This is a genomic window from Stenotrophomonas sp. 3(2025) (assembly GCF_052665395.1).
In genome coordinates this window covers 52,725-64,880 of the sequence record NZ_JBQOIF010000005.1, presented here as the reverse complement: position 1 = coordinate 64,880, position 12,156 = coordinate 52,725, and the positions used below count along the sequence as shown (strand labels likewise).

Sequence of the window (12,156 nt, the reverse complement as noted above, 5' to 3'; positions counted from 1 at the left end):
TCGGCACCCACCTCACCCGGTAGGTGCCAACCGTTGGTTGGCACGAGGTTCCGGAGGAAAGCAGCAATGCAGGGCCAACCCGAATACAGCGGCGGCTGCCAGTGCGGCGCGATCCGTTTCCAGGCGCGGGGCGAGCTGACCGACAGCTCGATCTGCCACTGCCGGATGTGCCAGAAGGCCTTCGGCGCCTACTACGCGCCACTGGTGTCGGTGCGCGGTGTGCAGTTCAGCTGGACCCGTGGCCAACCGCGCTATTTCCAGTCGTCCAACGTAGTGCGGCGCGGCTTCTGCGCCGACTGCGGCACGCCATTGACCTATGAGGCCCCCGATGGCGTGGCGGTGGCCGCCGGTGCGTTCGACCAGCCTGAACGACTGCCGCCGACCCTTCAGTACGGCGTCGAGCGCAAGCTGCCCTTCGTCGATGGGCTGGGCCGGCTGCCGGCACGCCGTACGGAACAGGACATGGCCGCGCTGGAATTCCTGGCCACGGTCGTGTCCCACCAGCATCCCGACCACGACACCCCGCACTGGCCGCCGCGCAGCCGTTCGGCCGAAGGGTGAACGGTGGGTGGCGCCGGGCCATGTCCGGCGAGCGCGAAGCGCGGCCGCCCCTGATGCTCTACCATAGCCACCCCCTTTCCGGTCCTGCCCGCATGAGCAAGAACAGCCAGTGGATCGTCGGCGTCAACGCCGTCGCCTCCTCCATCGAGAACGACGCCGAGAACGTCCGCGAAGTGCTGGTCGAGGCCGGTGCGAAGAACCCGCGCCTGGTCGAAATCGAGGAAAACGCCCGCCGCAAGGGCATCGACGTGCGCAAGGTCAACAGCCAGGCGCTGGACGGCGTGGGCGGTTCGGTGCGCCACCAGGGCGTGGCCGCACGCTATGCCGCCGCCCGCACCTACAACGAGAACGAGCTGGAAGGGCTGGTCACGGCTGCGGAAGGCAAGGCCCTGCTGCTGGTGCTGGACGAGGTGCAGGACCCGCACAATCTCGGCGCCTGCCTGCGCTCGGCCGCCGCTGCCGGCGCTACCGCCGTGATCATTCCCAAGGACAAGTCGGCCACGGTCAACGCCACCGTGCGCAAGACCTCGGCCGGCGCTGCCGACCTTATTCCGGTGGTGGCGGTGACCAACCTGTCGCGCTGCCTGAAGGACCTGCAGAAGCAGGGCGTGTGGATCTACGGCCTGGCCGGTGAGGCGACTGCGTCGCTGTACCAGCTGGACCTGAAGGGCAACATCGCCCTGGTGCTGGGCGGCGAAGCCGACGGCCTGCGCCGCCTGACCCGCGAAAACTGCGATGGCCTGGTCAAGATTCCGATGCCGGGCGAGATCGAGAGCCTGAACGTCTCGGTTGCTGCCGGTGTCAGCCTGTTCGAGGCCGTGCGCCAGCGCGGTTGATCGGCAGCGATCGGGGGCGTGTCACGCGCTCCCGGTAGCGCCGGGCCATGCCCGGCGATCGTGCAGCGCGGTACACGTCGTGCTGCCGCAGGGAATCGCCGGGCATGGCCCGGCGCTACCGACTACATGCATGACGCAGCGCCTTACCCCGCGCTGCCTCCCAGCGCCTTGAACAGCGTCACGTCGTTGTTCAACTGGCTCTGCCGCACCCGTGCCAGTGACAGTTCCGCGTCGCGCCGGGTCTGCTGCGCTTCCAGCCAGGTGCGCAGATCGGTGGCGCCCACGCGATAGCGCACTTCCTGCGCACGTTCCACTTCCACCGCTTCATCGTAGGACGCCTGCGACGCGGTTACCTGGCGCAGCAGCTGCTCGCGTGCGGACAAGGCGTTGTCCACCTCCGACAGCGCGGTGTACAGCGTCTTGCGGAAGTTGGTGGCGGCGATCTGGTAGTTGGTGCCGGCCACGTCCGTATCCAGCTGCGCGTGCTGCAGGTTGAGGAAGGGCAGCGACAGCCCGGCTCCCAGCGTCGCCACCGGATTGCGCAGCACATCGCCCAGCGAGGTGGCGCTGGAACCCAAGCTGCCGGTAAGACTCAGGGCCGGGTAGTACTGGGTGGCGGTCACCCGGATCGTCTTCAGGCTGTTGCGCAGCCGCAGTTCGGCCGCGCGCAGGTCGGGCCGGCGGCCGAGCAGGTCGGCGGGCAGGCCTTCGGCAATGGTCGGGCTCTGCGCCTCCAGCAGGTTCTGCGGTTCGTCCTGCTGCGGCCACGGCGTGCCATCCAGCAGCACGGTCAGCGCGTTGCGCACCTCCACCCGCTGTTGTTCCAGCGCGCTCTGCGCCGAACGCTGCGACTGCAGGTTCTGCAGTGCCTGGCGTACTTCCAGGCGCGAAACCGCACCGGCATCGAAGCGTGCCTGCACCAGTTCGTGCGTGCGTTGCAGCCGTTCAAGGTTGGCCTGGCCGGTGGCGATGGACTGGTTGAGGTAGGCCAGTGCCCAGTACTGGTTGATGACATCGCCGATCACCAGCAGGGCGGTGTTCTGCCGGTCTTCTTCGCTGGCGTTGGCCTCCCAGCGGGCGATGTCGCGCTGGGTGCGCAGGCGCCCCCACAGATCGATCTCCCACCCCAGCGACACGCCGGTGGAATAGCTGCGGCGCCAGTCGTCGGCCTGGTCGGTGGCGCGGCTGCCGCTGCCGCTCACGCCGGACGACGAAGGCTGCGGCCACAGCGCGTTGCTGGCCAGCCCGGCCTGCAGGCGTGCACGTTGCACCGCCAGCCCGGCCGCACCGAGGTCGCTGTTGGCGGCAAGCGCCTGCGCGACGAGGCGGTCGAGGCGCTCGTCGCCGAAGCCGGTCCACCAGGTGTCCTGGCGGACGTCACGGGCCGGGGTGTCCAGGCCACTGCGTGGGTCGTCGGCCGGTGCGTTGAGGGTCGCATCGCCACGACCATAGGTGGCGGCAACGCTGGGGTCTTCGACCGGATAGCGGCCCACGGAAGCGCAGGCGGAGAGTGCAAGCAGCACGGCGCCGGACAGCAGCAGGCGCGAGGGAGCGGGGAAGGGCAGTCGGGTCATCGTCTTCATTCGCGGGCCAGGGCCTCCACCGGGTCGAGCTGGGCGGCACTGCGTGCCGGCAGGAAGCCGAAGGCCACGCCGATCAGGGTCGAACAGGCGAAGGCGGCAATGATGGAAGCGGTGGAGAACAGCACCTGGAAATCACTGGCGAACCGGCCGATCAACACGCCCATCAGCAGTGCCAGGCCGATGCCAAGCAACCCGCCGAGCAGGCATACCAGCACCGCTTCGATCAGGAACTGCTGGCGGATGTCGCTCTGCCGCGCCCCCACCGCCATGCGCACGCCGATCTCGCGGGTGCGCTCGGTCACCGAGACCAGCATGATGTTCATCACGCCGATGCCACCGACCAGCAGGGCGATGGCGGCAATGGCGCCGATCAGCAGTGTCATCGTGCGCGTGGTCTGTTCGATGGTGTCGCGGATCTCGGCGCTGTTGCTGAGGAAAAAGTCCTCGGTGCCGTGGCGCATGGTCAGCAGCCGGGTGATCGCTTCCTGCGCCGCATCCATCGGCGTTTCATCGTTCACCCGCACGGTGATGCTGGAAACGTGGCTCTGCCCGAGCATGCGCGACATCACCGTGGTGTAGGGCACGAACACGCTCAGGCTGGTGCTGCCGCCGAAACCGAAGCTCTGCTTCTTGGCCACGCCGACTACCCGCACCGGCACGTTGCCAAGCAGGATCACCTGGCCGATCGGATCGCTGTCGGGGAAGAACTGGGTCCGGGTGTTCTCATCGATCACCGCCACCTGGCCCAGCCCCTTCACCGCGTCGGTGTCGAAGAAGCTGCCGCTGAGCAGGCTCACGCCCTTCACCCGGAAGTACTGCTCGCCGACGCCGCTGATCTGCGCGGTGGCCGACTGGTTGCGGTAGCGCGCGGTGACCGAACTGGACACGCTGGGGGTGGCGCTGTCGACGTAGCTCTGCCGTGACAGGGCATCGGCATCGCTGGCCTTGAGGGTCTGCACCCGCGCCGAACGCATGTCGCCGAAGCCGCGACCGGGGTAGACGTCGATGGTGTTGGTACCCAGCGCACTGATGTTCTGCAGGATCTGCTGCTGCGAACCGTTGCCCAGTGCCACCACCGAGACCACCGAAGCGATGCCGATGATGATGCCGAGCATGGTCAGGAAGGTACGCAGGCGATGGGCGTTCATCGCCAGCAGGGCCATCCGGAACGCTTCGGTGAAGCGGTCGCGGGCGGCCTGCCAGCTGCTGCCATGGGCCACGCCGGTGCTCGGCTCGCGTTGCGCACGGTAGCTGGGTGCGGCCGGATTGGCACGGTCGGCGATGATCTCGCCGTCGCGGATCTCGATGATGCGCTGTGCGTGCTCGGCCACGCTCATGTCGTGGGTGACGATGATGATGGTGTGGCCTTCGGCATGCAGTTCGCCGAGGATGGCCATCACCTCTTCGCCGGATTTCGTGTCCAGGGCGCCGGTCGGTTCGTCGGCCAGTATCACCTCGCCACCGTTCATCAACGCGCGCGCGATCGACACGCGCTGCTGCTGGCCACCGGACAGCTGCCCGGGTTTGTGGTGCATGCGGTCGGCCAGGCCCAGCCGTTGCAGCAGCTGCTCGGCACGGGCGGTGCGCACCGGGCCGGGACTGCCGGCATACACCGCCGGCACGGCCACATTGCCGCGTGCGTCGAGATCACCCAGCAGGTGGTAGCGCTGGAAGATGAAACCGAAGTGCTCGCGGCGCAGCTCGGCCAGCTCGTCGGGCGCCATTTTCCCGGTCTCGCGGCCCGCCACCTGGTAGCTGCCACGGGTCGGGCGGTCCAGGCAGCCGAGGATGTTCATCAACGTGGACTTGCCCGACCCGGACTGGCCGACGATCGCCACCATCTCGCCGGCATGGATGTCCAGGTTGACGTCGCGCAGCACGGCGATGACATCTTCACCGGCCGGGAATTCGCGCCGCAGGTCGCGCAGGCGCAGCAGTGGCGCCGTCATGCTCATCGGCGCCCCATGCCCGGGCCGCCGACCCGCATCTGCATGCCGCCACGGTTGCCGCCGCCAGCGGCTGCCGCAGCGCCGCCTTCGCCGACCACCACGCGCTCGCCTTCCTTCAGGCCGGACAGGACCTCGACGTTGGCGCCGTTGTTGATGCCGACCTTGATCCTGCGCGGCTGCGGCTGGCCCTTGTCGTCGACCACCCGCACGATGCGCTCGCCATCGCGCGACTTCGGTCCCAGTGCCACGGCCGGCACCATCAGCACGCCCTTGGCCTGCTTGAGCAGCACCGATACCTGTGCGGTCATGTCGATGCGCAGGGTGCCATCGGGGTTTTCGACGTCGAACAACGCGTTGTAGTAGACCGCGCTGCTGGAGCTGGAACTGGACGAGCTGCTGGAACTGGACGAGCTTTCGTTGGCGATCGACGCCGGTGCCGGATTGATCTGCCGCAGCGTAGCGTGGTACTTGCGGTCCGGGTCACCCAGCGTGGTGAAGTACACCGGCATGCCGGCCTTGATCTTGACCACGTCGGCCTCGGACACCTCGGCATTGACGGTCACCACGTCCAGCCGTGCCAGCATCACGATGGTCGGCGCGGTCTGGTTGGCGTTCACCGTGCGGCCTTCCTCGGCCACCACCGCCACCACGGTGCCGTCCATCGGCGCGACGATGCGGGTATAGGCCAGGTTGGCACGGGCAGTGCCCAGCTCGGTTTCGCGGCCCTTGATCTGCGCCTCGTAGGACTGCAGCTGCGCACGCGCGGTCTTCAGCTGGGCCTCGGCGGCATCGTATTCCTGGCGCGAGGTGGCTTCGGCAGCCAGCATCTGCTGCTGGCGTGCGAACTCCAGTTCGGCCTGGCGCAGGGTGGCCTGCTGCACTGCGCGCTGCGCGGTCACCTGGTCCAGCGAGGCCTGCGCGTTGAGCACCTGGTTCTGCTGGGTGGTGGCGTCGATCTCGGCGATCAGGTCGCCTTCCTTCACCGTATCGCCCAGCTGCACCTTCAGCGACTTGATCTGGCCGGAGGCCTGCGCACCGACGCTGACCAGCTTGTAGGCGTCGATCACGCCGGTAGCTTCCACCGTCTGCTCGATGTCGCCGCGGCTGACCGGGGTGGTCGCCAGCGCCGGTGCGGCCGGCTTGCGCAGCAGCCACCACACGGATACAGCGGCGATCAGGACAAGCAGGGCGATCAACATCAGGCGACCCTTGCGGGTCGCGGGCAACAGGCGGGAGATCACGTGGCGGCTTCACTCTGGGGGCCGCAGTGGCGGCGTTGGTGGGCATTGTGAAGATCGAGCGACACCGCGCTCAATCCTCGGGGTGTGTCTCTGTGTAACACTGTCTGCGAGACTGCGTATCAGCAGGTATCCCGCACTGCGGGGGATACAGTGGTACGCATTGGCCTGGATGCGGTTCAGCTGCCGACACGGGATGATTCGCGACATGGAGACTGAAAACCCGATGCACCGTTTGCTGATCGTCGATGACGACAACGATATCCGCACCCTGCTGGCCGAGCAGCTCGGCCGTGCTGGCTACCAGGTCAGCACCGCCGCCGATGGCACCAGCATGCGCCAGCTGCTGGAACGCGAACACGTGGACCTGATCGTGCTCGACCTCAACCTGCCGCGCGAGGATGGCCTGACCCTGTGTCGCGACCTTCGCGCGCGCTCGAACACGCCGGTGATCATGCTCACCGCGCGCGCCGAGCCGATCGACCGCGTACTCGGCCTGGAAATGGGCGCCGACGACTACCTGGCCAAGCCGTTCGAGCCGCGTGAACTGCTGGCGCGCATCCGCAACGTGCTGCGCCGTACCGAAGCGCTGCCGGCCAACCTGGAACCGCTGGCGGTGCGCCGTGCGCGTTTCTCACGCTGGATCTTCGACCTGGAGCATCGCCACCTGGTCGATCCGGACGGGCGCGTGGTGGTGCTGTCCGGCGCCGAATTCCGCCTGCTGCGGGTGTTCATCGCCCATGCCAACAAGGTGCTCTCGCGCGAGCAGCTGGTGGCCCTCAGCAGCGGCCGCAACTACGAAGCGCAGGACCGGGCGATCGACCTGCAGGTCAGCCGGCTGCGCAACAAGCTGGCCGATGATGGTGGCCCCGATGGCCTGATCAAGACCGTGCGCAACGAAGGCTACGTGCTGGCCTCGGCCGTCAACCTGGAATAAGCCGCGATGAAGCGCCTGCGCCACTTCCTGTCCTCGATGGTCGGACGGCTGTTCGTGATCCTGCTGCTGGGCATGAGCGTGGCCGCGATCGGCGCGACCATGCTGGCCAGTTCCAAGCGGCAGCAGGAATTCGAGCGGCAGAACCTGAACCGCATCGCCGACCGACTGCAGGGCTACATCAACCTGCTCGACGGCAACCCGGAGCTGCGCGAGCGGCTGCTGGAGATCGGTGGCCCCAGCGTGCGGGCATTGCAGCCCGGCGCCCGCATCGGGCGGGCCGACAAGGCGCTGATGGAGGTACTGGAAGACCGCCCGGGCCCGGTGTCGCGGGCGCATGTGCACTTTGCCTCGTTCCGTTCGTGCATTCCCAAGCTGCAGGACCTGCTGCCGCCGCCACCGCCGGGCCACCGCAAGCCGCCACGCGAACGCGATCCCACCTTCATCCCGCCCAAGTGCCGGGCGGTGGACGTGGTGCTCAACGACGGCACGTTGCTGAAGCTCGCCCTGGATTCGCCGGCGATCGCACACAACGGCATCCTCGCCGTGGACCCGCTGTTCCTGACCCTGCTGGTGCTGGCCATCGCCGTGCTGGCCTACGTGGTCGCACGCATGGCCAGTGCGCCGCTGCAGGAGCTGGCGGCCGCCGCCGAGGACCTGGGCGATGACCTGCAGCGGGCACCCTTGCCGCTGCGCGGGCCGCGTGAGGTGCAGCGTGCCGCCGAAGCCTTCAATGCCATGCAGCATCGGCTGCAGCGCCACCTGGCCGAACGTACGCAGATGCTGGCGGCGATCACCCATGACCTGCAGACGCCGCTGACCCGGCTGCGCCTACGCCTGGAAAACGTGACCGACGAGGCGCTGCGCGAGCGCCTGATCGGCGACCTGGCTGCGATGCAGGCACTGGTACGCGAGGGGCTGGAACTGGCCCGGAGTGCGGAGAGTGCCGAACAGCGCGCCGCGCTGGATCTGGATTCACTGCTGGAGAGCATCGTCGAGGACACCGCCGAGGACGGCGCCGACGTCGTTTTCGAAGGCCGCAGCGGCGCGGTACTGATGCTGCGCCCGTTGGCGATGCACCGCCTGTTCTCCAACCTGGTGGACAACGCGGTGATGTATGCGCAACGCGCCCGGGTACGTGTCGAGCGCGGCGAGGGCACGATCACGGTGGTCATCGCCGATGATGGCCCCGGGCTGGCCGATGACCAGCTGGAAGCCGTGTTCGACCCGTTCGTGCGGGTGGAGACATCCCGTTCGCGCGAGACCGGCGGTGCCGGCCTGGGCCTGACCATCGCCCGCGCGCTGGCCGAGAAGGACGGGGGCCGACTGTGGCTGCGTAACCGCCCCGAAGGTGGGCTGGAAGCGGTGGTGCAGTGGTCGACCAGCGCCGAGGCGCGCTAGCAGCATCGATCCCGGACCCGGCCCGGTTGCGCCGGGCTGCGCGGGCGCCGACGCCGGTGACAGGGTTTGCCCTATCATCTGCGTACCTCCCCATTCTTCGTCCGATGAGCCTGCCTGTTCCTGCCGGCATGCCGCCCTGCGCGGTGCAGCTGTCCCTGTTCGCGTCTGCTGCCGCCACCGGCATCCGCAGCTGGCCGCCGCCGCTGCGCTGATGGGCGGGCAGGGGGCGGGCAGGCGCCGGGCGGGGCGCCACGCGGAGAACATCGGTCGCCTGCTGCGGGTGGGTGTGCTGTGGCTGCTGCTGGCGATTGCCACGCCACTGGCCGCGCAGAGTGGCGCGCCGCCGTTGCGCGACTACGCCATCGACGTGTGGACCTCGCGCAATGGTCTGCCGCACAACTCGCTGCGCGACATCGCGCAGACCCCGGAAGGCCACCTGTGGTTCGCCACCTGGGAAGGCCTGGTGCGCTACAACGGCCTGGATTTCACCGTGTTCGACCGCAGCACCCGGCCGGGGCTGCGCGACAACGGCATCGGCGCGCTGCTGGTCGATCCGCAGGGCGGTCTGTGGATCAGCGATTCGCGCGGCAATGTCAGCCACCGCGGCAGCGACGGCCAGTGGCGGGTCTGGGAACATCAACCGGATACGCCGCAGGTGCTGATCCAGTCCATGCAGATGGACAGCCAAGGTCGCCTGTGGCTGCTGTACGAGGGCAAAGGCATCGGCTATCTGACCCCGGACAAGGGCATCGTCTACCAGCGCCCGCCGCCGGACCTGCCGCTGGCGATGAGTTTCACCAAGATGGCGGTCGACGCGCAGGACCGGGTCTGGATCGGCACCCTCGATGGCCTGGTGCTGCGCGACACCGCCGGCGTACTGCAGCGCGCGCCGGCGGCGTGGGGCGTGGACAAGGGCCTGTCGTGGCCCTACCGCGCGCCCGATGGGACGCTGTGGATCGTCGCGGGCGAGCGCCTGTACCGGGTGGAGGATGATCGCCTGGTGCTGGTGCACCGGCTGCCCGGCCAGCTGCACTTGACGGCCATGTTGCAGGACCGCCATGGCGACCTGTGGCTGGGTACCGAGAACCAGGGCCTGCTGCGCATCTCGGCGCACGGCTTGGAGCGCCTGCCAGCGGGCCTGAACCTGCCGGGCGGGCGCGTGGTCAGCCTGCGCGAAGACGCTGAGGGCAGCATCTGGGTAGGCGCCAACGGCGGCCTGTACCGCCTGCGCGAAACCCTGTTCAGCAGTTACACCGAACGCGACGGCCTCAGCGGCGACTACGTGCGCACGGTGCTTGAAGACCGGGACCGCCACCTGTGGGTGGGCAGCGCCAGTGGCCTGGACCTGCAGACCGCGGACGGTCGATTCCGTGCGATACCGCTGCACAACCGCGGTGGCAAGGCGCCTTCGGTGCTGAGCCTGGCCCAGGATGCCGGCGGCGATCTGTGGGTGGGCACCTTCGGCGACGGCATCTACCGCTTGCACGCCGATGGACGGCTTCGCCACAACTACGCGGCGGCCGATGGCCTGCCCGGCGGCAACATCCGTGCGATCAGCATCGCGCCTGACGGCGTGGTCTGGGCGGGGACGCAGAAGGGCGTGGTCCGTATCGAAGGTGACAAGGTAACCGTGCCCACGGTTGCGGGCATGCCGGCAGGCCTGACCACCGCGCTGGAACACGATCACCAGGGAAATCTGTGGATCGGCACCATTGAAGGCGTCCGCGTGCTGCGCGGTGACCAGGTGCAGTCGATCGACCTGGCGCCGCTGGGCGGTGGCCGCAGCGTGTTCGGCTTCCACCAGATCGGCGATGCGATGTGGATCAGCAGTGACCGTGGGCTGTACCGCTGGCAGGCGGGGACGCTGGCACGGGTGGGCCTGGAGCAGGGCATGCCGGTGGATGCGGTGTTCCAGTTGGTGCCCGACCGACTGGGCAACGTGTGGATCAGCAGCAACCGCGGAGTATTGCGCACCGACATGGCCACGCTCAACGCCGTGGCCGACGGACGCGCGCCGCGGGTCACGGTGGAGCGTTACAACGAGATCGACGGCATGGCCAATGCGCAGGCCAACGGCAGCTCCGGTCCCTCGGCGATCCTGCGCCAGGACGGCACGTTCTGGGTGGTGACCGCCGGCGGCTTGAGCACGGTCGATCCGCAGCGGCTGCAGCGTTTCCGTGAACGTCCCGCACCGCCTGCGGCAATCGAGAACGTACAGGTCGACGGTGCGCCGGTGCACTGGGAAGGCCCCGAGCGCAACCTGATTCCCGGTGGGCGACGGCTTGCAGTGAGCTACGTGGGCCTGAGCTACCTGATGTCCGACCGCATCCGCTACCGCACGCGGCTGGAAGGGCTGGACAACGGCTGGGTGGAACGTGGCCCGCAGCGCAGCGTGGAATTCGTCGGCCTGCCGCCGGGTGATTACACGCTGCACGTGGCCGCCGCGCACCCGGGGGGCAGTTGGGGTCATCAGGAAGCGGTGTGGAGCTTTACCGTCGAGCCGTTCTGGTGGCAGCGGCGCAGCGTGCAGGCGCTGATCGGGCTGGTGCTGCTGTCCGCGCTGGTGGCGCTGTACCGCTTCCTGCTGCAGCAGTACAAGGCCAGCAACCTGCGCCTGGCACGGCGCGTGGACGAGGCCACCTTCGACCTGCAGGCGCAGACCGTGCACCTGCAGGCGCTGAACCAGGAGAAGACCGAGCTGGCCGAGCGCTTGGCGCGGCAGGCCGAGGCGTTCGAACGGCAGGCCCGCGAAGACGCGCTGACCCGGCTGGCCAACCGTCGCGGCTTCGACGAGGCGCTGGCCCGCGACTTCGCCCGCGCCCAGCGCAGCGGCCATCCGCTGTGCCTGGTGGTGCTGGACATCGACCACTTCAAGGACGTCAACGACCAGCACAGCCACAGCATCGGTGATGCGGTACTGGTGGAAGTGGCCCAGGTGATCGCCGCCGCCAGCCGTGATTCGGACCTGCCGGCACGCACCGGCGGCGAAGAATTCGCGCTGCTGCTCAATGACACCCGGCTGGAGGAGGCGGCGCAGCTGTGCGCGCGCCTGCGTGGCTTGTTCCATGACCATCCGGACTGGGCCGGCATCCCTGGCCTGCGGGTGACCTTCAGCGCCGGCCTGGTGGAACTGGACGGCGACGACCGCACCCCGGCACTGCTGTACCAGCGCGCCGACCGCGCGTTGTACCGTGCGAAGAGTGACGGCAGGGATCGCACGAGCATCGGTTGATCCACTGCAAAGCATCCACGCATGGCGTGGATCTACTGGCATTGCCGTACCAATCGGCGTGCCGACCAACGGTCGGCACCCACCAAAAAGGTGACTCACCACAGCCCTAGCCGGCAGGACCCATCGAGCGCAGCGACCCGCTGTTGCTCCCGCTTTTCTGATCTTTCCGTGGCGCCCGGGAAACTGTCCGTGGCCGGGCGGGTGGGCTGCGCAGGGGCGTGAGCCGCATGGGCCCGAGGCACGCCTCGGGCGGGTTGGGCAGGACGCCCAACCCCGGTCTTGCCGTGTGCGCAGGACAGCGCACACGAGCATGCGGCGACCGAGCTTACAGGGATGTACTTGCAGCGTCCCCTGCGCAGTCCACCCGTCCGGCCTGCCCAGGAATCGCTGTCAGCCCGCCACGAGGGGCTCCGCCGTTGGCT

The 12,156-nt window shown here is 68.5% G+C and carries 8 protein-coding genes; 5 read left to right on the top strand and 3 right to left on the bottom strand.

Features of this window, described 5'->3' with window-relative positions; translation table 11 throughout:
* The first annotated feature begins 66 nt into the window (after nucleotides 1-66).
* Together ACUXVE_RS05575 and rlmB are read left to right on the top strand one after the other, a co-directional pair.
* Nucleotides 67-561: a GFA family protein gene (locus ACUXVE_RS05575; protein ID WP_093817773.1), complete on the top strand. Its 495-nt coding sequence runs from the start codon at nucleotides 67-69 to the stop codon at nucleotides 559-561.
* A gap of 92 nt (nucleotides 562-653) precedes the next feature.
* Entirely contained in the window at nucleotides 654-1,397 is a 744-nt protein-coding gene (gene rlmB / locus ACUXVE_RS05570) for a 23S rRNA (guanosine(2251)-2'-O)-methyltransferase RlmB (RefSeq protein ID WP_025875407.1), read from the top strand.
* Nucleotides 1,398-1,540: 143 nt separating this feature from the next.
* On the opposite strand, the gene ACUXVE_RS05565 is transcribed toward rlmB, so the two are convergent.
* Genes ACUXVE_RS05565 through ACUXVE_RS05555 form a run of 3 tightly spaced genes read right to left on the bottom strand, consistent with a single transcriptional unit; the run spans nucleotide 1,541 to nucleotide 6,170 of the window.
* On the bottom strand, nucleotides 1,541-2,980 hold the full coding sequence (locus ACUXVE_RS05565; RefSeq protein ID WP_222390107.1) for an efflux transporter outer membrane subunit: 1,440 nt from the start codon (nucleotides 2,978-2,980) through the stop codon (nucleotides 1,541-1,543).
* Nucleotides 2,977-4,935, bottom strand: a complete 1,959-nt coding sequence (locus ACUXVE_RS05560) for a MacB family efflux pump subunit (protein ID WP_025875403.1) — start codon at nucleotides 4,933-4,935, stop codon at nucleotides 2,977-2,979. Before ACUXVE_RS05560 ends, ACUXVE_RS05565 begins: the two co-directional genes overlap by 4 nt.
* Nucleotides 4,932-6,170, bottom strand: coding sequence for an efflux RND transporter periplasmic adaptor subunit (locus ACUXVE_RS05555; protein WP_222390104.1), 1,239 nt, complete (start codon nucleotides 6,168-6,170; stop codon nucleotides 4,932-4,934). The genes ACUXVE_RS05560 and ACUXVE_RS05555 overlap by 4 nt, the downstream gene beginning before the upstream one ends.
* 205 nt (nucleotides 6,171-6,375) lie before the next feature.
* Here ACUXVE_RS05555 and ACUXVE_RS05550 point away from each other — a divergent pair, with 205 nt between their 5' ends.
* The 3 genes from ACUXVE_RS05550 to ACUXVE_RS05540 all read left to right on the top strand — a co-directional run bounded on the left by ACUXVE_RS05550 (nucleotide 6,376) and on the right by ACUXVE_RS05540 (nucleotide 11,734).
* A complete protein-coding gene (locus ACUXVE_RS05550) occupies nucleotides 6,376-7,104 on the top strand; it encodes a response regulator (protein WP_025875399.1) in 729 nt (242 codons plus the stop codon).
* A gap of 6 nt (nucleotides 7,105-7,110) precedes the next feature.
* On the top strand, nucleotides 7,111-8,502 hold the full coding sequence (locus ACUXVE_RS05545) for an ATP-binding protein (protein WP_093817777.1): 1,392 nt from the start codon (nucleotides 7,111-7,113) through the stop codon (nucleotides 8,500-8,502).
* A 211-nt stretch (nucleotides 8,503-8,713) separates the two neighbouring features.
* On the top strand, nucleotides 8,714-11,734 hold the full coding sequence (locus tag ACUXVE_RS05540) for a two-component regulator propeller domain-containing protein (RefSeq protein ID WP_445513964.1): 3,021 nt from the start codon (nucleotides 8,714-8,716) through the stop codon (nucleotides 11,732-11,734).
* Nucleotides 11,735-12,156 lie beyond the last annotated feature (422 nt).

Excerpts from the sequence above, each read along its gene's own strand:
- ACUXVE_RS05575 (WP_093817773.1), top strand. The coding sequence starts at position 67 with ATGCAGGGCCAACCCGAATACAGCGGCGGCTGCCAGTGCGGCGCGATC.
- ACUXVE_RS05565 (WP_222390107.1), bottom strand. The coding sequence starts at position 2,980 with ATGAAGACGATGACCCGACTGCCCTTCCCCGCTCCCTCGCGCCTGCTG.
- ACUXVE_RS05545 (WP_093817777.1), top strand. The coding sequence starts at position 7,111 with ATGAAGCGCCTGCGCCACTTCCTGTCCTCGATGGTCGGACGGCTGTTC.
- ACUXVE_RS05540 (WP_445513964.1), top strand. The coding sequence starts at position 8,714 with ATGGGCGGGCAGGGGGCGGGCAGGCGCCGGGCGGGGCGCCACGCGGAG.
- ACUXVE_RS05560 (WP_025875403.1), bottom strand. The coding sequence starts at position 4,935 with ATGAGCATGACGGCGCCACTGCTGCGCCTGCGCGACCTGCGGCGCGAA.
- ACUXVE_RS05550 (WP_025875399.1), top strand. The coding sequence starts at position 6,376 with ATGGAGACTGAAAACCCGATGCACCGTTTGCTGATCGTCGATGACGAC.
- rlmB (WP_025875407.1), top strand. The coding sequence starts at position 654 with ATGAGCAAGAACAGCCAGTGGATCGTCGGCGTCAACGCCGTCGCCTCC.